Consider the following 25,000-nt stretch of genomic DNA (forward strand, 5'->3'; position numbering starts at 1 on the left):
ATCACTTTACTACTCAAGTGATAAAAAAGCAAGCAAAACTGTTTGCGAAAATTTTCTAAATTGAAAAAGGCTGTCGATCATTTCGACAGCCATAGCTTATCTACTTGATTGAATCCAGCTCTAATGGCAAAAAGGAATAGTCACCGTCTCTGAGGATGTCGCAAGTACGAATAGGAATTGGGTTTTTGAAGATAGGTCCATCGATAACTGTCGTATGGAATTCTCCGCCTTCTCCGCAGGGGTCAATTCCACGATCTTCAAGCTCTTTTACATAGTCAAGAGTTAACGTTCGCCCTAAATCATCTTCGCTCATGCCTAAAGAACGGTTTACTGTGACAACAATCGTTATGAATCCTAGATTGATAAACTCTTCTACGGCATCACGATGATTCATCTCCCAAAGAGGCATTGCAAGATTCAATCCAGCTTTTTGAGTTACTTCATCATGCCAGCAGCCGTGAGCAGGCATATCCAAATCTCCAGTTACTAAAACTTCTGCTCCTTGCTGTTTAGCGTTTTCTAGTAGACGCACGAAATGTTGTTCATAATCTGCCCAGCTTGAGGCAGCAGTATACAGGGGTAGACCAATGGATTCAGCTTGGGCGCGCATGAGAGCTGGCGGCGTCCCATGGGATCTGGAACGTTGCCCTTCTTCCTCTAACATCACGATAAGTCCCATCGCTTGTCCAACCTTCATTGCTTTATATAGAGCGAGCGTACTATCCTTTCCACCGCTAAAAGAAGCTATAAAGGAATGCCCGCTAGCACCATTTTTCCAATCCAATCGTTCTGACATTCGAATCTTCCCCCTTGTTGTGCATGCTATATATTCTATCATTTCTCTCCATTTATTTCGCATGATGGTAAGGGTATACTCTACAGGCCCACGGATCAAGTAGTTGGCAGTAATGACATTGTGACTGTGGATCTTAGTCCCGAGTTTAATACGTATTGGGGAGACTACGCTCGAACATTGTTAGTTACAAATGGGAAGGCAATAGGGGAAGATGAACTAGTAAATAACAACCATGAGTGCGAATCTGAACTTATAAATGGTGTAAAAATAGGAGTAGAACTTCATCATATCTATAAGAATCATGTCAAACCCGAGATGACTTTTGAAGAGGTATACTTATACATGAATGAGGCTATAAGCCAACACGATTATATTAACCTTGATTTTATTGGAAATTTGGGACATACGATAGAGTTTAATAAGGATCACAGACGATATTTTGAGTTAGGAAATAAGACTAAGCTGAACGAAGTAGAGCTCTTTACATTCGAGCCACATATTAAGCACAAAAATGGCCAATACGGCTTTAAAAGAGAGGATATTTATTATTTCCGTGATGGGGAATTAGTTGTTATATAAGATGAAGACTGAGACGAATTTATTAGCGGATTTCACAGCCCAATCAGGTTGTAGAGTCCGCTTTTTTGCATCCACAGATTATCCTGTGCATGATCACTTTCTGTGTAGATAGAAATATGAACCATCGCAATTTCGCTTCTATATATCCGTTTTCTATATACATATATCCGTATTCTACCAGATACAAAATTAACAGTGCCACTACGAAGGGAAAACACATATTTTGTCGAATTATATCAGATAAAGAGATATGGTTTAGGAGGATATAGTTGTGGTTAAAGTACTTGAATATTTTCGACATAGTATCAAAAGAAGAATGGTGTCAATGATGATGGGCAGTCTTCTGCTCATATTGATCGGTGCAATTATTATGCCGTGGAGCACATTTCGAAATGTTCAGGACTATGACAATGCTGCACGTCATTTGAATGAAAATCAAGAGCATATTACAAGTATCGTTAATCATACAAATGAAATTATTTTGCGAGTAAGAGGTTACTTTGCCTACCTAGATAATTACGAATATGAGCAAATTTTTGTTGCAAAAGACGAGCTGGAGAAATCATTAACGGCATTTAAAAGTACGGCGCTAACTGCAGATGAGCAGGAGCTTGTTCGGCGTATTGAAAGTTATTTTGAAAATTATATAAACGATGTATTGCCTAAAGGTGCAGCATTTGCACAGAAGGGCGATTATGAGTCTTTACGCGAATTAATTACGCTAGGAGCTAGCAATCCAACAAATGAAATCATTCTTTATGCGCAGAACTCGGAAGAAGTTATTCGAGAGCAGTTAGTTTTAGAAAACGAAAAACTGTTTAAATCATTATTGCTGCAAGGTGTTTATTTCGTAATTTATAGCTTATTTGTGCTATTATTTTCACTTATTATAACTCGAAAGATGGCTAAGGATATTGGAATACCGCTAAGCGAGTTATCACATTATGCGTTGAATTATACAAGGGATTCAAGTATAGAGGGAGCTATGCTGGAGCGCAAAGATGAGATCGGATTGTTATCCAGGTCGCTTCATAACATGATTTATGACATAAGAGAGAAAAAAGAGGAGCTACTCGCCCAGAATGAGGAGCTTCAAGCACAGCAAGATGAGCTCCAAGCACAGCAAGAAGAATTGCAAAAGGCACTTGGAAAGATGGAAGAAAATGAAGTGTATTTGAATAAACGGAATCTATTAGCTCAATCCTTGGCGAATACGCTCGACAAAAAAGAGTTGCTGGACAGTATTATTCGAAGCGTTGTAGAAATCTCCCGTACGGAAAAAGGAATACTCGTTTTAATGAACGAGTCCCATAATTATGCCGCTCATGGTATCTCACAAGAGGAAGCGCAACAATTCCGAGACCATATCGGCGGGAGTGCAGTTATTCGCGCTATAGAGACGAAAAAGGTGTATGTACGTGAAAGGGCCGCTACAACGGATGAAAAGGGCTATTTGTCGGGTGAGCTCAGTGCTTATGATATTTTCGTACCTATTATGAAAGGCAACGGCGAAGCTGCTGCTTTTATGGTACTGACGCGTGTAGGTATGGTCATTCATAGGCGGGAAGAGCAAGAAATTATCGGATTAGCCGGACAAATTTCATTATCACTTGAGAAGCTTGAGATGTTTGAAGCGATTGAAAGTCAGAGGCAGATGACTCAAGATATGTTGAATACGATTCAAGAAGGCGTTCAGCTTATGAATTTGGATGGACAATCTCTTCAGATCAATGAAAAGTTATATGAGCTCATGGATCTTTCCTATGATCGTTCGGAGCTTAAGAGCATGTCCCTGAGTAACTTTAAACAGTTATTAAAGTCGAGAGTTGATGATCCAGAGGAATTATTTATTTTCATCGATCATGCACTAAGCGGAGAAACAGATCAAGCTCAAAGCATGAGCTATGTATTAAAGGGAGAAGATACAAGATATATCGGTATTTATTGGGAGCCAATCTTCCGAAACAATATACAAATCGGTATATTGCTTGTTCATAGAGATATGACGAAGGAGCATGAAGTAGATCGTATGAAGTCAGAGTTTGTGAGCACGGTTAGTCATGAATTGCGGACGCCGCTTGCTAGCATTCTTGGATTTTCCGAGTTATTGCTCCATCGCGAATTAAAGCCTGAGCGTCAGCGCAAATATATGGCTACTATTCATCAAGAGGCGCAGCGTCTAACCCAATTAGTTAACGATTTTCTTGATCTGCAACGTATGGAGACAGGGATACAATATTATAATTTACAGCCAGTCGACATGATATCTCTTATTAAAGAAGTGCAGGAACTGCAACAAGCAATTACCGCACAGCACACCATTACATTGCATTCAAATAATGAGAACTCAATTGTGTTTGGTGATAAGGATAAGCTTCTGCAAGTATTGGTGAATTTGGTTGGCAATGCAATCAAGTATTCACCAAAAGGTGGACATATACAGATAACTGCTCAACATGTTGGTGATGATCTGTGTGTGGATGTGTCAGACGAAGGCTTAGGTATTCCGGAACAAGCGATCCCTAATTTATTCACTAAATTTTACCGTGTAGACAATTCCGATCGACGTGAAATAGGTGGGACAGGTTTAGGTCTTGCCATTGTCAAAGAGATCGTGAACCGACATCAAGGTCAAGTCAGTGTGAGAACCGAGCTAGGGGTAGGAAGTACTTTTTCAATTATGCTTCCTAGTCATCAAAAGTCCAGTGTAAGAGATAGCGAAGATGTCTTAATGAATGACTCACAGGAAGCTTCTTCATTAGAGGTTATGCTTATTGAAAATGATTATAGCTTATCCGTTATGCTGCAAGATGAATTAGTGGAGAGAGGTTATCGCACTACCTTATTTACAGATGGAATGAGTGCGCTTGATGCTATGGAGGCGCGTCGACCAGATATTATTATACTGGATCTAAAGCTGGCAGTAGATATGAGTGGTTGGGAAGTTATTGAACGAATGAAGTCCTCTCCTAAGTTAAAGGATATTCTGATCATTATCTCCAGTGCGTTCGAGGAGAAGGAAAGGGCAGCGCAGCTAGGGATTAACCATTTCCTAATTAAGCCGTATGTGCCTTTCAAATTGATCGAAGCTATAGAAGATATTATGTCAATCCATAAGGAGCAGGCCATTGATAAATAACAAATATAAACAGCTTGTAACGCAGCGGATGAAGGTTTCTTTCGACGAATGGACGAATAAAGCTTATGTAGAGGAACGGGAAATCTATCGGTTTCTGCATAATCTCAAAGGTACAGCAGGGACGATTGGTTTGATTGAAATTGAACAAGAAGCAGAGCATAAGCTTCATTTATTTTCGGATGTTAGTACTCGTCCATTTACGTTTCCTGATTGGTATGAGTTATTGAAGTCTCTGTTTGTATATATTTCCGATCAAGAAGCGGTTAATGTCTCTGCCCGAAGCAGTGAAGTTTCCGCAGAATCAATTGGCTCAAGCGATCCATTTGGAAAACGGATATTAATTATTGATGATGATGTTGATTTAGCTGCTTACTTAAAAGGGATTTTGGAGGAACGTGGTTATCCGGTACATATAGCCCTCACTGCTGAGCGTGGATTAAAACTATTTTACGACTGGAAACCAGATATGATATTGCTTGATATTCTTCTTCCAGATAAAAATGGTTTAGTCGTGCTTAAACAAATTGTTGAGAAGTCTCATCAAGAGCATTCGCCAATTATTGTGATGAGCACCAAAGATACGATAGAGCAGCGGATTCATGTTTATCGCACTGGTGCAATGGACTTTTTTCCTAAGCCAATCAATCAAGAGCTGTTTCTCGCCTTAATCGAAAATCGGTTTCAAACTAAACAACAATGGGAACGCTCGATCATTATAGATGAGCTGACAGGAGCATATAATCGAAAACACTTTAACCGTATGATGAAGGAGCTAATCGCTTCCTACCAGCGTACAGGCCAGCGGTTTACTATTATATTAATGGATCTTGATCATTTTAAAGGGGTCAATGATGCATATGGTCATGTTATGGGTGATGAGGTTTTAAGAGTATTCGCCAAAACGGTCATGGAAACGAAAAGAGAAGGGGATATTTTATGCCGTTATGGAGGCGAAGAGTTTGCATTGCTCCTTCCGAATACAGGCAAAGAACAAATAACCGATTTCGTTCAGCGGATTAGGGCACGATTTTCATCACATGTTTTTGTATCAGGGGACACAACATTTAATGTTACATTTACGGCAGGTGTAACGGATATTGATAACAAAAATGCACATCCTGAGCAATTGGTTGAAGAAGCCGATCAAGCACTTTATTGGGGTAAAGAATCTGGCCGCAACATGACAGTGTTGTATACTCCGAACATGAATAGCGAAGGAAAAGCACAAATACTAAACATCATCATTGTGGACGATGATCCATTAATTCGTGAACTAGTGGTCTCTCAGCTACAACAGTGGATGCCAAACCGTAACTTGTTAGTATCTGTGAAGAGCTATGAGGATGGTGTTCAATTTCTGGAATCGGATTGGTATTTGGAGCAGCATAAATATATGATTTTGCTTGATGGTGCGATGCCGACGATGGATGGGGTAGAGGTGCTTACGAAACTTCGTAATGACTACCCAGAACGTAATATTGTAGTAGCTATGCTGACGGCTAGAACGAATCAAACAGACATTATTTATGCGCTTCAGCATGGAGCAGATGACTATATTATTAAACCTTTTCAAATACCGGAGTTATTGTCACGAGTGGAGCGTTTAGTGCAGAAGCTTTATAAATAAAGGGACTTATTGGTGGAGGATTTATGAAAAAAGTATTGATTGTTGATGACGACGACATTTTAAGAATGTTGATCGCAGATACATTGGAAGATTTAGATGTGGAAATTGAAGTTGCAGAAGATGGACGAGTTGCGCTCGAGAAGCTTAGCAACACTAATTATGACTTAATGCTGCTTGATTACATGATGCCTGAGCTTACAGGGTTGGAAGTGTTGCAAAGATTGTCTGAAGAGCAGAAAGCTCATATGCCGATCGTAATGTTAACAGCGAAAGCTCAGGAGTCAGATCGGAAGGGTGCGATGGAAGCGGGAGCGCACAGCTTTATCCCGAAACCATTTAGTCCAATGCAGCTATTGCAGATAGTAGAGGAACTATTGGAGAATGAAGCTGTTTGATCAGACATATCAGTCTTTGATTATGATAGAAGGATAAAGCAAAGAGTGTTGTCCCATAAGCAGAGTAATCTACTTTGGGACAGCCTCTTATTTGTGTACAAACGATTATTTTAGTTTTGTTTTGCTCCAAAGACTTGCTGTGTAAGGAGCAGGAGCCCAATTGAATGCATATGCAGTGTGAGAAGTTACACATCTATAAAATGTACCAGCGTGGAATATAATTTGACCTGATTTGTAAGTGCCGTTAAGTTTCCATGAATCAGTCACATCTAGATTCAATTGAATGGAAGTTGAGAAGTTATATCCCTCAATGTTCACTTTGTTCCAAAGAGCAGGAGTTTGGTCAGGCGTCCAGTTAGCAACATGAGTTTGGTGTGCTTGAATGGCGCGGTAAAACTTACCTTTATGTTCAACAACATCATCAACTTTATAGGTATCCCATAATACCCATTTGCTAGCTGAAATTTCTGGACGTAATGTGATGTTATTAATTGTTGCAGATTTAGCACCATTTAATGTGCTTTCAATTTTTAAATGTAACGTTTCACCGTTAGCAAGGTCTGTTTTATTCGTTCCTTTAAGTTTGTAGCGGTTACCTGTTTGCTTAGTAACAACAGCGCCTGCTACTGATTTGATTTGACCAGCAAAGTCAAATTCCAGTACCCAAGATTTAATTGTGTTTCCATTTGATGAATCTGTGTAGTTATTTTTGATTTGTAGATCGAATTGAGCTGTTTCATACTTTGTGCCAATTCCCCATGCTTTACCTTTTGCAGATACTTGCAGCTTGTCCGTCGATTGTGCGCTTGCTGCTGGAACGAGTAAGACCGTTAGAAGAAGTGCAGAAGTAAGTAGTGCAGTTGTTGATTTGAACAATTTGTTTAACATGAAAAATGCCTCCTAAAATGTTTGAAATTTCAGGTGGGTTGCACTACTGACTCCATATAGCTTAAGTGCCCAGATAGTAGCTATACTTCAATGTCCCCTAAATATGGAAATGTCTTATTCATAGAGTATATGTCGGGTTTATAGATTAAGTCAATTGAAACTTAGGTCCATTTTACTACTTATCTCTGTTCATAAGTAGTTCTAAAGTCATTCATGTGAAGGGATAACTTAATAATATTTACAGCAAAAATGGAGGTTCTATATTCAGAATAAGAGATAGTTAAGGAGAGCAGCTAAGATAGACGTAGAAAAATGAAGGTATTGTATGTGAGAGGTTCTATTAAACGCTTTCATTTCGATTTATGTTGAAATTCCAGTCAAACTTCTGTAGTTTTGGTCGCTTTACAGAAATTAGGAGCAAGTGTAATATTCAATTTATTGCGAGCGCTATTTTCATAAATCGAATCTGTCAGCGTGGCAGAATCGACGTACTTGTTAGCGCTGCATGCTACTATTGAAGCAGCTAGAGCAGGGGAGCATAGCCTTGGATTTGGCATAGTGGCGAATGAAGTGAAGAAGCTGGCAATCCAAGGTTGCTTCCGAGCAAATCGTATCGAGGGATACGATTTATCAATCAACGGATTCTCTAAAGCAAGTAAGCACATGAACATAAGGAACTGGTTAGCAAGTTTATATTGTAGGTTTACTGATATAGTTTAAAGCAGTGGAGTGATTCCAATACTTAACCCACTACTGGGTTGACCCATCCATACGTATAGCAGCATAAATCCAAATAAAAAGACACAGAAAAGGATAAGTAGGAGTGCATGGCGAAGTACGGGGAACCAGTTTAAGCGAAGAATAAACGGTTTGTTCTTGCGCCCGCCAATTAAAAAAATGATCAGAAGAGTGTGAACGATCATATGCCCGATAATTTCTGTAATACCAAACACCATAGTTGTAGTGAGGAATAGACCTGTTAGCATAAGTGCAGTGAAGCGATTCAATATACCTACAATAAATGCCCAAGCTAAGCCAACTTCGATAAAAGCACTTATGAGTACAAAGTCTTCCACGGAGAAGCCCAGCGATGCAATACCGTATTCGTGCATAAGAGAACATGCAAGCTTTGCAAGAGTAAGCTTCTCCATAGCTAGCCATGCGAGTGACAAGCCTGTAAACGTATACAATACTGTTAATGAAGTTTTATGAAACCGTGTTGCAGAAACTAATAAATAATAAATGATTCCAAGATAGAACATATAATCAAGGGAGTGGAACAGTCCGTATGTGATAGATGCGATAATAAACAGTGTTAATAGAGCGAAACCGCTTACAACTAAAGTTCTTTTGTGCAGTAGACCTAAGGTAGCAATGACAAGCAGTGCAGTTGTCCCCCAATCGTTGGGAATTAAATCGGGTGCTAAATAAGTTCCTGTGCCCAGCTGAAGCAGTAGTCCTATACCTAAGCCGATACGTAAAATAGGAAATTGGAAGGGTTCTAGCCTACTCATAAATCCTTCAATCTTCTGAACAAACGCGATTCGCTTAATTAGAGGGTCGCAGATCGATATCAGTAGAAGAATAGCTAATGTAAAGCCGAACCAGAATACAAAAGTTGGAGTAATGACATGTGTTAATGACTGAGGCGTCCACTCGGAATCGCGAACGAACCATTTAACATGCAAGTACGGCGCTATAATTGCCTGTTGTACTATATTCATTATTTATCCTCCTTATAGTAGCGGTAATTTCGAATAACCGGAATTTTTCCGGCATGCTAAACACAATATGAGAGGAAGAACGATTTGGAATAGACAAAGTAGATTAATTATGTTGTTTATATAAAGTTTATTAATAAATAAGTAAATGCCTATGATGTGAACGAAAACAGAAATAACACCGACATTACGCATGTCGGCACACTTTCTAGTGAAATGCAGAATGATAATCGACCTCTTAATATAATGTTTGATCCCCCTTTGAAATGACTATCGCAATAAAAAAATTAAATTTTCCCCCTTTTTGTAGGATAATCTCCCTTACTTTAAAGCGTTAATCCAACTAGTATATGAAGGAGACCCAATCATTGATTACTATAAACTATAAGAGAAATGTGACATCAATCCCAATATTATTGTTCTTTGATAACAGAATAGTATAAAATATTCCAATTTCAACTTCGTCTAAACTTAGGATTTACTGTTGCTTTCTCCCCTTGGCTCAAGACATCATTGTTTTCATCATGTCAGACTACTCATTCAACCCACCTATGATATTACTACATTCAAACTTCCAAACTTTCAGATCTCTCAACTCTCTCATTTTTGTATACTCAACTTTTCAACTATGGAACTTACTATACATCGATTTAAAAAAATGTCAAATTATGTTCTTTCCTGTCAGCTGGATTCCAATTTCATGAAAAAAACAATTAAGAAGATAAGGGCGTGAAATTTCTTTACTTTTTTTATTTCGTCTATTAAAAAACCACTATTCCAAGAGGAGCGTGTCATTATGTTCAGAGAAATCCACAAATCCAAAATCCATCGTGCAGTTGTTACCGAGGCAAATTTAAACTATGTAGGTAGTATTACAATTGATGAGGATATATTAGAGGCTTCTAATATATTGGAAAATGAAAAGGTGCAAGTTGTGAATATCAACAACGGTGCTAGACTCGAAACATATGCAATAACGGGACCTAGAGGTTCCGGTGTAATTTGTTTGAATGGGGCGGCTGCAAGGCTTGTACAACCTGGGGATCGGGTAATAATTATCTCTTATGCAATGATGGAAGAGAAGGAAGCAAGAGGGTATAAACCTAATGTCGTCATTATGGACGACAACAATCGTATCGTAACAGATTCCTATCAAGAGCTGCACTCTACGACGCTTTAACAAAAGAGACGGGAAGTAGGGGAGCTATTATGAACCGAATCCGAAATCTATCGGGAGTACTGTCCGCACGTTTTGAAGGCGAAGCTGGAATTACGTTTTGTGAAGCGGGTAACGAACGATTTATGTCATATAGCGTGTTGCTGCAAAAGGCGCAAAAGGTGCTTGGCCAATTGCAATATAGAGGTGTGGGTACTGGGAATTTCGTCATATTACAGACCGAAGATAACGAACGGTTTATTGTGCTTTTCTGGGCTTGCGTATTAGGTGGAATTATTCCTATTCCACTGACAGCTGGTCGTACTGATGAAGGCCGGAGGAAGCTGCTGCAGGTTAAGAGTCAACTTGGTGAGCCTTATTTACTCTGTGAGCCGGATATATTGGAATCGATATTGACCTATTGCAAGAAGAATGGTGAGGATTCTGCTGCGGAACAGCTCGGGCAGAATATGTTGCCTATTCAAGAACTAATGGAGTGCGATGTTGACCCTAATTATCCGGGAATCATGTATGATGCCAATGAAGATGATGTTGCATTTATCCAGTTCACTTCAGGTTCTACAGGTGACCCTAAAGGTGTTGTGCTAACACATGGAAATTTGCTCTCCAATATGCGGGCGATCATAGAAGGTGCACATTCGACTGAAGCGGATTCGTCCTTAAGCTGGCTGCCGCTTACACATGATATGGGCTTGATTGGCTTCCACCTGACACCTATTCTTGGAGGAATGAATCAGTGGCAGATGCCGACATCGATGTTTGTCCTTCATCCAATGAAGTGGATGGAAATAACAAATCGAAATCGGATTACTTGTCTGTCTTCGCCGAATTTTGGATATGTACACTTTCTTCAGCACTTTAAGCCTGAGGGAGCTTTAAACTGGGATTTGTCTTGTGTACGCCTAATTTTCAACGGTGCTGAACCAATATCTGCGGTGCATTGTAGAGATTTTACGGGTCAAATGGAACGTTACGGGCTTCGTGAGCAATGTATTTTTCCTGTTTATGGACTAGCCGAAGCAAGTTTGGCTGTGACATTCCCTCATGTGGAGGAGCGGCTCCACTCGCTGATTCTGAACAGAAAAGGTGTCGGGATCGGAAATTCAATACAAACGGCATCAGCCGGCGAATCCGATAGTATTGAAATCGTGGAGCTTGGATTTCCTGTAGCGGAATGCCAATTAAAGATTTGTAGTGAATCCGGAGTAGAAGTTGCCGATGGAATAGTTGGCATTGTGCATATAAGAGGCAGCAATGTTACGAGTGGTTATTTTAATCGTCCTGATATTAATGAGGTCATCATATCACCGGAAGGTTGGTTGAATACGGGTGATCTCGGCTTCATGCAAGAGGGTCGGTTATATGTGACTGGGCGAATGAAGGATGTTATTTTCGCTAATGGACAGAACGTGTATCCTCATGACCTTGAAGCTTTAATTAGTGAAATCAAAGGCGCTGAAATTGGTAAGACAGCAGTTTGTGCGGTACAAGATGAAACGACAAAGCAGGATGAAATTGCTGTATTTGTGCAGTACAGAGGTAAGCTCATTAACTTCTTATCTATCAAGGATAATATCCAGCGGCTGCTCAATCGGAAGACAGGTCTTCAAGTGAGCCTTATTGTTCCTGTACGGCGCATTCCGAAGACGACGTCTGGCAAAATTCAACGGTATGCACTTGCGGAAAGTATGCGAGAAGGAGAATTTGCCTCCATACTTTCGGAGTTAGAGCAACTTGTCGCTGCTTCTGTATCACAAGTTATGACTGAAAGTCTTGTACCTCCTGATACTGCCACCGAGCGTGTACTGCACTCAATCTGGCAAGATGTGCTCAAGAAGGAATCGATTGGAATTGATGATCACTTCCTAGAGCTTGGCGGCAATTCATTGCAAGCTGCATACGTGGCTGCTCGGCTCGAAGACTCATTAGGAGCAGATATCACACTGGGGGATTTATTTAGGCATACGACGATCCGAACGTTGGCAGCTTTTATTGATAAGTCAATAAGTGAGAATACCTCAATACCACTAAGAAGCCAGCGAATTGAGAAGTTGCCATCTATGGAAAACTACATGGCTTCCTCAGCTCAGAAGAGATTGTTTGTTTTAGAAGAAATGAATCCCGGGTTGCTAAGTTATCATCTCCCGCATTCCATTCACGTAGAGGGTGAACTCGATCAGGAGAAGTTTGAGCAAGCTTGGCGGAATCTAATTGAGCGCCACGATGCTCTAAGAACCTCATTTGTGATGACGGAGGATGGAGTCCGGCAAACGATAGCTGAGGAAGTTTCGTTGCCGATAGGCTACTTTGACGGAAGTCAGTGTTCAGAAGATAAATTGTTGGACAGACAGATCTCGTTTCTAAAACCATTCGACATTGAGAAAGCTCCACTCTTCCGAGTGGAGCTGGTTTCATTGGGGCAGGATCGTCACCTTATATTGTTCGATATGCATCATCTCATTACGGACGGCACCTCTATGGGACTACTCATAGGTGAATTTGTTGACCTATACGATGGCAAGAAACTTCCACCATTGCCGCTGCAATTCGTTGATATCGTCGGCTGGGAAGAAAGGACGAAACATTCGAATCGTATGGAGCGACAACGTTCCTATTGGCTGGAGCAGTTCCAAGATGGTGCGCCGGTAGTGAACATACCTTCCGATTTCTCTAGACCACTTAATGCCAGCTATCGTGGAGAGATAGAACGATTTGAATTGGATAGAGACCTCACAGCGGAGCTTAAGGAACTCGCTTCACGCACTGGAGGCACTTTATATACGGTTTTAATCGGAATCTATTACGCATTAGTGTCCAAATATACAGGTGCTCAGGATGTTGTAATTGGTACTGCAGCAGCACGTAGAACCCGTGCAGAGATGGGACAAATTGTCGGACTGTTCGTGAACATGGTTCCCCTCAGGCTACAGGGAAATAACGAGATGCCTTTGTCCGAGTGGATGAGCCAAGTCAGTGCTAAAGTGCTGGATTCGCTTGGAAATCAGGATATTCCGTATGAAGAAATTGTAGAGCTTGCAGGGACGAAGTTGGAATATGGACGCAATCCATTATTCGATACCGTATTTACTTTGCAAAATATGGAGCTGCCTCATTTCAGAGCGAAGGATGTTACGTTCCGATCTGTACCGATGGATACGGGATCAGCTAAATTCGACATGACGTGGGAGTGTGTGGAGAAAGAGGACGGAATTGCTGTATCCGTTGAGTTCTCGTTGGACTTGTATAGTTCGTCAACTATACGCCAGCTCGCTCGCCATTATGTAACATTAGCACGAAATATCGTTCGGTATTCGGAAATGCCGCTTGCTGAGGTTGAATTGCATGATTTAGCAGAGATGGAATTGCTTAAAGAGTTAGGAACGGCTTCTCGAACGGGATATCCGAGGGATATAACGCTGAGTCAATTATTCGAACAACAAGCCAATCGGACTCCACATCTTCCTGCTGTAGTATTCAACAACGATGTGATGACCTATCTGGAGCTAAATGAAGAGGCGAATAGACTGGCGCATTTGCTGCTTCGTCATGGTGTACATCCAAGTTCACGTGTTGCACTTGTGCTGTCACGATCGATAGCAATTCCTGTCGCTATCATTGCCACCTTGAAAACAGGATCTGCTTATGTGCCTATCTCTCCTCAATATCCAGCGGAGCGTATTCGCTTCATGCTGCAGGATAGTGGTGCTGCTGTTCTACTAGCTTGCGGATCAACAGCAGAGATATGTCGTGAGCTCGTTAGCGGAATGTCGCTATCTGTTGAAGTGATTGATATGGACGCAAGTCGAGAGGAATGGCTGAAGGAGGATATCTCTAATTTGCCCTCACAGGCAGTTGCTACTGATCCGGCTTATATCATGTACACATCAGGCTCGACAGGACAGCCAAAAGGGATAATTACAACGCATCGCAATGTAATACGAGTGGCAGTGGATACAGACTACATTCAACTGACAGAAGAAGATGCACTGCTACAACTTTCTAACTATGCTTTCGATGGTTCTACATTTGATTTGTTCGGTGCGTTGCTAAATGGTGCGAAGCTTGTTATGCCGGGTGAGGTTGACGTGCTGGATGTTCATGCCTTACTTGAGCTTATTGTTAAACAAGGTGTCACTGTTTTCTTTGCAACGACAGCGCTGTTCAATACATTAGTTGATCATGGTCTTCAGGAGCTGTCGTCCGTTCGGCATGTGTTATTCGGCGGTGAGCGTGCATCTGTATCCCATGTTAGAACAGCCTTTCTGGCGCTTGGCCCAGGTGTATTATTGCATGTTTACGGTCCAACGGAAACAACCGTGTTTGCAACTTGTTATCCTATTATGACACTTGATCGGGATGCCACAGTTATTCCAATCGGCAGGCCAATCGGACATTCGGAAGCAATCATTTTGGATGATAAGGGTCGGCTTCTCCCTGTTCTTGTAGGTGGAGAGTTATGTATTGCTGGTGATGGCTTGGCTGCTGGTTACTTAAATCTACCACATATGACGTCTGATAAATTCGTTCCACACCCATTCTGGGAAGGTGAGCTTATTTACAAAACAGGCGATCTAGTGCGATGGATGCCGGACGGTAACTTAGAGTTTCTTGACCGAAGAGATTCACAAGTGAAGCTGCGCGGTTTCCGAATTGAGCTTGGTGAAATTGAAAGCAAGTTGCTCCAATGCGAAGGAGTTAGAGAGGCGCTTGTCGCTTTGAAGCATAGGGATAATGATCCGCTGTTATGTGCATACATTGTGGCGGATGGTGAGTTGTCAGCGGATAAACTGCGAGGAGAATTGGGTAGTAAACTACCGTCATTTATGATACCTGCAACGATCGTCAGGCTGGAGAAGCTTCCGCTAACTTCGAACGGAAAGATAGATAAGAAAGCGCTACCAGAACCTGATTTCGCCGCATATGGTGCATGGAAGTCTGCGTCTTATGTTGTACCTGCAACTTCTACAGAGGTCAAGATTGCTGCAATTTGGCAAGAAGTACTGAGGGTAGAGCGGGTCGGAGCTTGCGATCATTTCTTCGAACATGGTGGACATTCGCTTAAAGCTTCAGTGTTAGTATCTGAGCTTTATAAGCAATGTGGAGTTAGAATGCCGATTAAGGCAATTTTCGAACGGCCTACAGTAAGAGAACAGGCTGAATGGATGGATAAGGCCGTAACTGAAAGTTATGAGCCGATTATTCCCATTTCTAATGCCATCTCCTATCCGATTAGCCCAGCTCAGCAGAGAATCTACTTAATTGAACAGTTTGGTGATGTCGGCATTGCGTACCATGTTCCTCTTGCTCTGCAATTGACTAAGCCTGTTAGTCATGAAGAGCTTGAGAGAGCACTACTAACCATAATTAATTGCCATGAGCCGCTAAGAACATTTATTCATCTCATTGATGGTGAAGTACGTCAAATTGTGCATGAAGAGGTTACCTTTAAGCTCAGTGAAGTAAGTAATGTAAGTGATGTAGCTGATGAGGAAGCTGACCTAAAGGAGCTCTTTGCAGCTTTTGTTCAGCCGTTGCCTTTACACAAGGCGCCCATGCTCGATGCGCTTCTCGTTAGAAGTGTAGCGGGGACGAGCTATCTGTTTCTAAATGTGCATCATATCGCTGCTGATGGTATATCCATGGGACTCATCATAGAGCAGCTAGCCCAAGTTCTAAAGGGGGCCTCAATTGAGGGGTCATTCGTTCAATATAAGGACTATTCGGCATGGCGTGCTTCGCAAGAAGAAACGAAACGGATGGTTGCTAGCAATCAGTATTGGAGTGAGCAACTAGCTGGACCACTCCCATTGTTAAATATGCCGCTTGATTATCCACGGGGAGATCGTCAATCTTTCGGTGGAGAAACGATTACGTTTCCGTTGTCCCCGGCACTTACAGCTCGTTTACAAGAGTTGTCGAATACGATGGGACTAAGTTTAAACAGTTTATTATTTGCTTCTTATGCTTTACTTTTGCAGAAGTATTCGGAGCAGAATGAACTAGTTATTGGGGCTTTGACGGCGGGAAGAACTCATCCTGATACGGAAAAAATGGTAGGTATGTTCAACAACTTCCTACCTATTCGGCTTACCGTTAATGGCGAAACAACCTTTGCACAATTTGCAAAAGAAACACACCATCATTTGCTAAACGCTTACGAGCATCAGGATGCTTCCTTCGACAAGATGTTGGAAGCGGCACAGCTTTCGTTTGATCCTTCGAGGAATGCTTTATTTGATACGATGCTAATTCTGCACAACCAATTCGAAGATGATTTTGAGGATAAAGGTAAAGCATGGGGAGTTCAGCCAGTTACAATTGGCCGAAATACAACGTCTAAGCTGGATTTCAAGCTAGACCTGTATCTTCTAGGTGAAAGAGGGCTTCGTTGCGAACTTGAGTTCAATACCCGTCTGTTCCAAAAGAGCACAATGGAGCAACTGGCGGAGCGATGGCTACATTTGCTAGAGCAAGCAGCGGGCGATCCCGCTTTGGAATGTGCAACGATAGCGTTGTTAACGAAGCAGGAGGAGTCTCTCATTCTTACGAAATGGAATGAGACTGCACATGACTTTCCGAAGGACCAAACGATCCATAGTTGGTTCGAGCTGCAGGCGAGCAAGACACCAGATCGTATTGCTGTGCGAGGAAGTGAAGGGACGCTTACTTACGGTCAGTTCAATGATCGTGCGAACCAGCTTGCTTTACTCCTTCGGTCTAAGGGAGTTTGCGCAGATACCATCGTACCAATTGCAGCGCAGCGCTCATTTTCGATGATGATCGGTATTATGGGCATTTTGAAAGCCGGAGGAGCTTATTTACCGATCGATCCAGAGTTCCCGGAAGATCGTATTCGCTATATTTTGGACGATTGTGGTGCAACTCTATTATGTACGGAGCAGAAGTGGCAGAATAACCTTCCGTTCGAAGGTGAACTTATCGTTCTTGATCATTTAGATAAGCATGGAGAAGCAGGGCATTCAGCTAATGGTTCATTGACGACTGATAATGGCTCGCTACTTGTGCCTGTTGCTGGTCCGAATAATTTAGCTTATGTCATTTATACTTCTGGTTCTACGGGCAAGCCCAAAGGGGTAATGATCGAGCACGGAGCAGTCATCAATCGCTTGAATTGGATGCAAACAGCGTATCCGATTGACGAGCAGGATGTCATTTTGCAAAAGACACCAGTTACATTCGATGTATCGGTATGGGAATTGTTCTGGTGGAGCTTCATCGGTGCTTCTGTTTATTTACTAGACCCGCATGGTGAGAAGGAACCGCAAGTCATGCTGAGGGCGATGAAGGAGCAAGGTGTAACCGTTATGCACTTCGTTCCATCGATGTTGGGCGTGTTTCTGCAATACGCTGGGGAAGCGGACAATGCGAAGAGAGCTGCAGCAAACCCAGAGGGTATATTCAGCAGCATGCGTTACATATTTACGAGCGGAGAAGCACTTAAGCCAGCACATGTAACCCAGTTTTATCAATTGCTCATCGATGGAGAAGCGGATACAAAGCTTATTAATCTATATGGTCCAACGGAAGCAACAGTTGATGTCAGCTACTATGACTGCGCTCGTTATACGGAAGGCTCTGTGCCTATCGGATCACCGATTCATAACATAAGACTTTATATTGTGGATGAGAAGCGCAGACTTCAGCCTATTGGCATGACTGGAGAGTTATGCATTGCTGGAGTAGGTCTAGCAAGAGGTTATTTGAATCGTGAGGAGTTAACGAACGAGAAGTTTGTTGATGATCCTTTCCTACAGGGCGAGCGCATGTATTTGACGGGGGATCGCGCAAGATGGCTTCCTGATGGCACAATCGAATATTTGGGGAGACTCGACTATCAAGTTAAGATCAGAGGACTACGTATCGAATGTGGTGAAATCGAACACGAGTTATTACAGATGGATGCAATTTCTGATGCTGTAGTCGTGGCGGTCAAGGATCGTGCAGGGGATGAAGTATTATGTGCTTACCTTGCAACCCGGAGTTCATTAGATGAACGAGAACTGAAGGATTCGCTAAAGCGCAAGCTGCCCGAATACATGGTTCCATCGCTGTTCGTCATTATGGAGGCGCTACCACTTAATGCAAGCGGCAAGACCGATCGCAACCGACTTCCACAGCCGCAGTTTGCTGAATCAGCAAGTGGAAGAGAGCCTAGCAGCGTGACGGAAAAAGTGCTATCTGAGCTATGGCGAGCTGTGCTTGGCGTTCCGGAGCCAAGTGCTTCCGATCATTTCTTCCAGCTTGGCGGACATTCACTTCGCGCAGCTCAGCTTGCTGGTGCAGTAGAGCAGAAGTTAGAGATAGCCTTTTCGTTAAAGGATGTTTTTGCTTATCCGGTCCTTGAGGAGATGGCAGCTTTCATCGAAGCGGCTCCTAGGAAAAGGGCTGTAGTTATTCGAAAAGCGAGTGAGCAAGCTCATTATCCATTGTCACTGGCGCAGAATAGATTGTTTGTCCTGCATCATATGAATCCGGAAGGTACGACATATAATCTTCCGCTCGCACTCAGAATAAGCGGAGAGCTAGACGTTGAGCGATTGCAGCTTGCACTGCAAGGACTAGTTGACCGACATGAGCCGCTTCGAACAAGTTTCGAATGGCAAAGCGGTGTGCCAGTGCAGCATATACATGAGCATTTTGCCTTGCAGGCAAGCATAAGAAGGACAGATCGAATAGATGGAACGGAATGGTTAGAAGGCTTTGTTATTCCATTTGATCTAGGCCAAGCGCCGCTGCTTCGAGCTTCCCTTATGACCGATGGCATTCAGGATCATATGCTGCTGCTCGACATGCATCATATCGTATCAGATGGCATATCGATGTCCGTATTGGCTAGCGACTTTATTGCTTTGTACGAAGGAGTAGAGCTTCGAGCTCTTTCAATTCAATACAAGGATGTTGCTGTATGGCAGCAGGATTGGATGAAGAGTGAAGCACGGAATCGTGAAGAACGCTACTGGAAGGAAGTTCTGGGAGGAACGCTGCCACTCCTGAATCTGCCGACTGATAGGCAACGTCCTGCGGAGCATAGCTTTGAGGGTAATAAGCTCATAAGCTCACTTCCTCCATCATTGCTGAATAAAGTTGAACGACTTGCGCTTCAAACTGGTCTAACATCCTATCATATATTGCTAGCATGCTACCATGTACTGCTTTATAAGCTGACTGGACAAGAGGATATTATCGTTGGCACACCGGTAGGTGGAAGATTCCATCCGAGTACGGAACCGTTAGTAGGGATGTTCGTCAACACGGTTGCTATTCGAAGCGAGCTCTCTGGGGAGCGAACGTTCCAGCAATTTGCGGAGGAGTTAAAGGGAAATGTGCTAGGTACTCTAGACAATAGCATGCTCCCTTTTGAGCATATTGTCAGTTCACTCGATGTAACACGCGACCTCAGCCGCAATCCAATTTTCGATACGATGTTTGTTTTGCAAAATATGGAGCCGCCAAAAACAGAAACCGATAATTTACGCTTTGAGACGATACAGATGACAAATGCTGTTTCCAAGTTGGACCTTACATTTGAGCTGGCACAGCGCGGTAATGGTATGGATATTACGGTAGAGTATGCGACAGCACTATTCGATTTTGAAAGTATTGGTCGAATGGTAAATGGATACGTTCGCATAGTTGAGACAGCAGTAGGAAATGCGAATACATTGCTTCGAGATGTTAACCTGCTGTCTATAGAAGAGGAAACGAGTCAAATCGCAGCATTAAATGATACGACTACTCCTTACCCTAGCAGCATGACGATCGAACGTTATTTGGAGGCGCAAGCGGAATGGATACCACATACGGTTGCTGTTCTACATGAATCGGGTGAGATGTCATATGGCGAATTGAATGAGAAAAGCAACCGTCTGGCTAGAGTGCTTCGAAAGCGCGGGACAGGTTGTGAAGCCATTGTCGCCATTATGATGGAGCGTTCAGTAGAGATGCTCATTGCAATCTATGGTGTGTTGAAGGCTGGAGCAGCGTACATGCCAATTTCACCTCAGCTTCCAAAAGAGCGCATTTTGTATATGATCGAGGATTCGGGAGCGGAAATCGTTCTAACTAATAGTTCAGATTCCTTCGGGTTAGGTGCGACCGCTGAGTGGCTAGATGTAATGGGAGCAGTAGATGGTGAGCGGGATGGGACGACAGTGGAGAAGATTCATAACTCGCGAAATTTAGCTTATGTACTGTATACATCTGGCTCCACTGGCCAGCCCAAAGGCGTTATGATCGAACATCATTCTGTCGTGAATCGGATAATGTGGATGCAGGGCAAATATGTGCTTGATATGCAGGATGTGATTTTGCAAAAAACACCATTCACGTTCGACGTATCAGTCTGGGAGCTGTTTTGGTGGAGTTTCGTTGGTGCGAGGGTAAGTCTGCTTCCTCCTGGAGGAGAGAGGGACCCAAGCATCATTGCCGCATCAATTGCTCAGCATTCAGTGACAACGATGCATTTTGTCCCATCGATGCTTCATTTATTTCTAGAGCATCCTAGTTTATTAACGGCAAGGCTGGATAGTTTACGTACAGTTTTTGCAAGTGGAGAAGCATTAACGATTAATCAGGCTAAACGTTTCAAGAGCAAGTTAGAAGAACCGTTTGGTGCAAGGCTGGTGAACTTGTACGGACCGACCGAAGCGACGGTTGACGTGTCTTATTACGATTGCAACGAGCTCGGGACGATGACAAGTTTACCTATCGGTAAACCTATCGACAACATTTCCTTATACATCATAAATGATGCAATGCGCTTACAGCCGATAGGTGTCGCAGGTGAGTTGTGCATCGCTGGTGTAGGTTTGGCGAGAGGGTACTTGGGTCGGCCAGATCTGACAGCGGATCGGTTTGTAGACAATCCGTTCGAAGCAGGCAGCGTGATGTACCGAACTGGTGATCTAGCGAAATGGCTTCCAGACGGCAACATCGAATATTTGGGTCGTATCGATCATCAGGTGAAATTGCGAGGTTTCCGTATTGAATGTGGTGAAATCGAACATGCGATCATCGCTCATGAAAGAGTGAAGGAAGCGGTTGTTGTGATGCGCGAGGCAATGAACAGGGAATCTGCGATGCTGTGTGCATACATCGTTGCTAACGAAGCTGTAACGGTTACCGAGCTGCGCTTGCATCTGACAAAATCTCTTCCCGATTATATGATTCCTGCTGCTTTTGTGGAGTTAACTGAGATGCCGTTGTCACCTAATGGCAAGGTTGATCGGAAGGCGTTGCCTGCACCAAGCGATACGATGAATACAGGCGTGCAATACGTAGCAGCATCCAGCGAGACGGAATTGGCAATCGCTGCGATCTGGCGAGAGCTGTTGAACCTCGCAGAAATTGGCATACATCATAACTTTTTTGATGTCGGTGGGGAATCACTCCTGCTCATCCGAGCCCATCAGCGTCTAGATGAGCTATATCCTGGTGTATTGAAAGTAACGGATCTATTCAACTATCCAACAATTTCGAAGCTGGCGGAATATATGGGTTCGAGGACAGATGCATCTCGGACCTGGGCATGGAGCGGGATACCAATGTCTGTCAGCTACTTTCAAGCTGAATATACCGCACAACGAATGGGTTCGTTCCAACTTTCACTAGATGGAGATGTGGCAGAAGGTTTAGTAGAAATGGCAGCTGCACAATCAGTTTCGGTTGAAAATGTAGCATTGGCATTATATGCCTTGAGTTGGAAGCAACAATCCGGAATTAATGATATTCGACTTCCAGTTGCGGGATCTAACGGGAAATTTTCACCGCTAGTAATCGATTTTGGTGCTGTAAAAGAGTTTGGAGATCTTTTGCGCTCTGCTGCATCAATTTGGGGTGAAAATGATGGCAATGAAATGTACGACTGGCAGCAAATTAGGCTTCAACGGGATAGTAACACATTGGCGCCGCTTTTTGTGAATAGTGCAAGGTCACAGATGCCTGTTGCTGGTGGGGAATTGTTGCAAGTGTTTGATTTTGTCCTGACGTTAACTACGGGAGGGCAATCTGGAACGAAAAGAGACGTTACTGCACTAATTGAATTTAATGCACGTCGCTTGAATAAGGAAAAAGTAAAGGGCTGGGCGGAAAGTTACGTCAAGCTGATTCGGATGGCTGTTCACCAGTTTCATGAGTCGGCGAAGTCTGGAGTAAGTGGCAAATAGGAGGAGAATTTAGGATGCAAAGGGGCAGCACGGTGAAAAAAATCTTGTTCATGCTTGGGAATATCGCTATTTATCTCGGTGTCTTTTACGCCTTTCTTTATTTACTTCGCTCAACCTATGATTACGAATTTACGGCCAGCTTCGCCAAGTTTCTTGATATTAACCCAGCAATGTTTTTTGCAGTGCTCTTCACGGCTATTGTGCTCGTTTACATGTTGATGTTCCGGATTAAGCGAAGTCTATGGCCGGAAAATAAACAAACCTTGTTTCAAGCTAGCGGTTTTAAACGAATTGCATTGAAGGACGCTTGTCTTATGTTTGCAATGGGTGTTGCTGGTTGTTTATTCAGCATTGGACTTATGGAAATTGATATTATTGCACGGAATTTCCCATCGATTCCGTTTTTAGTAGAAGACCTTATTCGTGGCGATTCTATTTTTTACGTTATTCTCGGGGCGGGGCTTATTGCCCCGATCTACGAGGAAATATTATTCCGTGGATTAATATTCGGACAATTACGTTCAGTTATGCCAGTGTTTGGGGCACTTATTTTGCAAGCACTGCTCTACGCTTATTTCCAACCGAGCCTTAGCTTGTCGTTTATTGGCCTCGGTTCAGGAATTATCTACGCCATTTTGTATATTCGAATCGCAACACTCTGGGCGCCAATTATCGTCCAAACGACTGCGATGAGTCTCATCTTTATTTTGAAGGATGCTGGTTTCTACGAGGTTCTCAATAAATTGGGTGAGCCTATGCTGTATATCCTTACTGCGATTAGTTTGCTCTTCCTATTAGGGGCAACGTGGTTTGTATGGCTTAGAGGAACGAAAGTTGCTGGTCATTCCATTCAAGTAAAGCCGAACACGGCAGAAAAAGGGATATAAGATGAGACGTTGGGGAATGGCGTTAGGGCGTATTGCGCTCATTATAGGCATTTATTTCGCTTGGTTTTTTACTGTAAATAAGTTGTTTTTTGATTACATCTATCCACTCAGCACGTGGTTTCAGCAAAACACGTTAGTTGTAATTATTCTCAACGATATTATCGGACTTCCTCTAATGTATATTGCGTTTAGATTGATCTATAAGCAAAGCCTGTTTAAAGAAGCTCGATTCCACAGAATGGATAGCAAAGCAGTGTCGATTGCCCTGTTGGTTGGTATTGGAGCCGGGTTATTTACATTCGCTTTTTCACAATTACCAGTCATTCAATCCGACCAGTATAAATTCCGTGAGTTGTTTGACTACTTGAATAGAGCGGAATGGTACGTATTTCTTGTGTTCTTACTGCTAGGCAATATTTATAAGGAAACATTGTTTAGAGGCATGCTTCTTAACGAATTTAGAAGGGTACTCCCGCTTGCGGTCGCTATTATCCTTCAAGGTGTTTTGTATGGCGTATTGTTTTTCTTCTTGGATATTCCACTTACACTATACGGGTTTCTCGGAGCTGTTATCTTTGCAATATTGTATGTATGGTTTGATTCCATCTGGGCGCCGATTGCTGCACAAGTTGCTTGTCAGGGACTTCAATACATCCTTTGGCATCATGGTCCCAAAATAAGCAATGTAGATGTTTTGGGTGTAATTATGGCGATATCTGCTCTTATTATTGGCTGTGGCCTTTATTGGGCTAATCATCATCGTCGGAAGACACTGCCTCGTCACCAGGGGGTTCAAGCTTGAAAATAATAATCGTAATAGCAAAAGCGCTCCTTTATTTGATCATTTATGCGGGAGTTGTTCTGTTAACAAATGAAGCACTTTATGGGTGGATCACCCATAAAGGGTTTCATGCTTGGCTTGCGGATAATCCTGCTTCGTTACTCATCGTAGCTAACACAATTGTGTTGGCTCTATTTATTCCACTGCTACGCCTTCAAAAAATTAGCTTCCGTGATCTAGGGTTTCAACGCCCGAATTCACTAACTGTCAGTGCGGGAGCTGGCATATGGTTAGGTCTTTTCATTGCCGTATTTACACAGTTGCCCTGGATGAAGGAAGGTTTCCCGGAGATTTCGGGATTAGTGAGCTTTGTAACGGGCGGGGAAAGCTTTCTCGTGTTTGTATTAGGCAGCCTCTTGCTTGGTTCACTATTAGAAGAATGGTTATTCCGAGGAATGTTGCTTCATGTATTCCGTACACGTTTCAACGTATTGTTGTCGGTACTGTTTCAGGCAATATTGTTCGGAGTTGTACTGATGAATGTTACGGTTGGTCTTTTTGCAGCACTTGGAGCTGTCATTTATGGCATTATTCGAGTAACTTCGGGATCATTGTGGTCATCATTAATTGCACATATCCTCAGTACAGCTACCTTGTATGTTGTTTCTTCGTTCATCAAAGAGTGGCCATCGGACATGCTGCTCATTCTTACAATTGTTAGTGGGGCTGCAATACTTGCACATGTATACGCCATGATTAGAGGTATGTATACTCTTACGGCAGTAACGGAACTGAAAACTGCAAAACAGAGCTAAGGAGGGGTAA

Annotated in this window: 12 protein-coding genes, 1 pseudogene and 1 riboswitch; of the genes and pseudogenes, 10 read left to right on the forward strand and 3 right to left on the reverse strand. The window is 42.7% G+C overall.

Features of this window, described 5'->3' with window-relative positions:
• Positions 1–100: 100 nt before the first annotated feature.
• Positions 101–796: a Dph6-related ATP pyrophosphatase gene (locus tag MFF31_RS11460; RefSeq protein WP_238188116.1), complete on the reverse strand. Its 696-nt coding sequence runs from the start codon at positions 794–796 to the stop codon at positions 101–103.
• Positions 797–871: 75 nt separating this feature from the next.
• Between MFF31_RS11460 and MFF31_RS11465 the strand changes: the two genes are divergently transcribed.
• The 4 genes from MFF31_RS11465 (at position 872) to MFF31_RS11480 (ending at position 6,536) form a co-directional block, all read left to right on the forward strand.
• Entirely contained in the window at positions 872–1,375 is a 504-nt protein-coding gene (locus tag MFF31_RS11465) for a M24 family metallopeptidase (protein WP_282570471.1), read from the forward strand.
• Positions 1,376–1,646: 271 nt separating this feature from the next.
• Positions 1,647–4,514, forward strand: coding sequence for an ATP-binding protein (locus MFF31_RS11470; protein WP_238188117.1), 2,868 nt, complete (start codon positions 1,647–1,649; stop codon positions 4,512–4,514).
• On the forward strand, positions 4,504–6,141 hold the full coding sequence (locus tag MFF31_RS11475) for a GGDEF domain-containing response regulator (protein ID WP_238188118.1): 1,638 nt from the start codon (positions 4,504–4,506) through the stop codon (positions 6,139–6,141). The genes MFF31_RS11470 and MFF31_RS11475 overlap by 11 nt, the downstream gene beginning before the upstream one ends.
• A 23-nt stretch (positions 6,142–6,164) precedes the next feature.
• Complete coding sequence (locus MFF31_RS11480; RefSeq protein WP_238188119.1) at positions 6,165–6,536, forward strand: response regulator transcription factor; 372 nt, start codon at positions 6,165–6,167, stop codon at positions 6,534–6,536.
• 105 nt (positions 6,537–6,641) lie between these two features.
• Here MFF31_RS11480 and MFF31_RS11485 read toward each other — a convergent pair whose 3' ends face one another.
• Positions 6,642–7,424 (reverse strand): carbohydrate-binding protein, encoded by a 783-nt coding sequence (locus MFF31_RS11485; RefSeq protein WP_238188120.1) that lies wholly within the window; start codon positions 7,422–7,424, stop codon positions 6,642–6,644.
• A gap of 23 nt (positions 7,425–7,447) precedes the next feature.
• Positions 7,448–7,531: riboswitch (cyclic di-GMP riboswitch) on the reverse strand.
• A 364-nt stretch (positions 7,532–7,895) separates the two neighbouring features.
• On the opposite strand from MFF31_RS11485, the pseudogene MFF31_RS25315 reads away from it, so the two are divergent.
• A pseudogene (locus tag MFF31_RS25315) lies at positions 7,896–8,016 on the forward strand (methyl-accepting chemotaxis protein); the annotation flags it as partial.
• A 124-nt stretch (positions 8,017–8,140) separates the two neighbouring features.
• Here the strand turns inward: MFF31_RS25315 and MFF31_RS11495 are convergent.
• Complete coding sequence (locus MFF31_RS11495; RefSeq protein WP_238188121.1) at positions 8,141–9,148, reverse strand: hypothetical protein; 1,008 nt, start codon at positions 9,146–9,148, stop codon at positions 8,141–8,143.
• 793 nt (positions 9,149–9,941) lie between these two features.
• Here MFF31_RS11495 and panD point away from each other — a divergent pair.
• The 5 genes from panD to MFF31_RS11520 are packed head-to-tail and all read left to right on the forward strand — an operon-like array spanning position 9,942 to position 24,990.
• Positions 9,942–10,325, forward strand: coding sequence for an aspartate 1-decarboxylase (gene panD, locus MFF31_RS11500; protein ID WP_238188122.1), 384 nt, complete (start codon positions 9,942–9,944; stop codon positions 10,323–10,325).
• Between the two features lie 29 nt (positions 10,326–10,354).
• Positions 10,355–22,507 carry a non-ribosomal peptide synthetase gene (locus tag MFF31_RS11505; RefSeq protein ID WP_238188123.1) on the forward strand — a complete coding sequence of 4,051 codons (12,153 nt, stop codon included), beginning with the start codon at positions 10,355–10,357 and terminating at the stop codon, positions 22,505–22,507.
• Between the two features lie 14 nt (positions 22,508–22,521).
• Positions 22,522–23,394: a CPBP family intramembrane glutamic endopeptidase gene (locus tag MFF31_RS11510; RefSeq protein WP_238188124.1), complete on the forward strand. Its 873-nt coding sequence runs from the start codon at positions 22,522–22,524 to the stop codon at positions 23,392–23,394.
• 1 nt (position 23,395) lies between these two features.
• On the forward strand, positions 23,396–24,196 hold the full coding sequence (locus MFF31_RS11515) for a CPBP family intramembrane glutamic endopeptidase (RefSeq protein ID WP_238188125.1): 801 nt from the start codon (positions 23,396–23,398) through the stop codon (positions 24,194–24,196).
• Entirely contained in the window at positions 24,193–24,990 is a 798-nt protein-coding gene (locus MFF31_RS11520) for a CPBP family intramembrane glutamic endopeptidase (protein ID WP_238188126.1), read from the forward strand. The genes MFF31_RS11515 and MFF31_RS11520 overlap by 4 nt, the downstream gene beginning before the upstream one ends.
• Positions 24,991–25,000: the final 10 nt, after the last annotated feature.

The organism is Paenibacillus sp. L3-i20 (genome assembly GCF_022180385.2).
In the GTDB taxonomy this organism is placed as follows: Bacteria; Bacillota; Bacilli; order Paenibacillales; family Paenibacillaceae; genus Pristimantibacillus.

Coding starts and splice junctions, on each gene's coding strand:
- MFF31_RS11460 (WP_238188116.1), bottom strand. CDS start 796: ATGTCAGAACGATTGGATTGGAAAAATGGTGCTAGCGGGCATTCCTTT.
- panD (WP_238188122.1), top strand. CDS start 9,942: ATGTTCAGAGAAATCCACAAATCCAAAATCCATCGTGCAGTTGTTACC.
- MFF31_RS11495 (WP_238188121.1), bottom strand. CDS start 9,148: ATGAATATAGTACAACAGGCAATTATAGCGCCGTACTTGCATGTTAAA.
- MFF31_RS11510 (WP_238188124.1), top strand. CDS start 22,522: ATGCAAAGGGGCAGCACGGTGAAAAAAATCTTGTTCATGCTTGGGAAT.
- MFF31_RS11480 (WP_238188119.1), top strand. CDS start 6,165: ATGAAAAAAGTATTGATTGTTGATGACGACGACATTTTAAGAATGTTG.
- MFF31_RS11485 (WP_238188120.1), bottom strand. CDS start 7,424: ATGTTAAACAAATTGTTCAAATCAACAACTGCACTACTTACTTCTGCA.
- MFF31_RS11515 (WP_238188125.1), top strand. CDS start 23,396: ATGAGACGTTGGGGAATGGCGTTAGGGCGTATTGCGCTCATTATAGGC.
- MFF31_RS11505 (WP_238188123.1), top strand. CDS start 10,355: ATGAACCGAATCCGAAATCTATCGGGAGTACTGTCCGCACGTTTTGAA.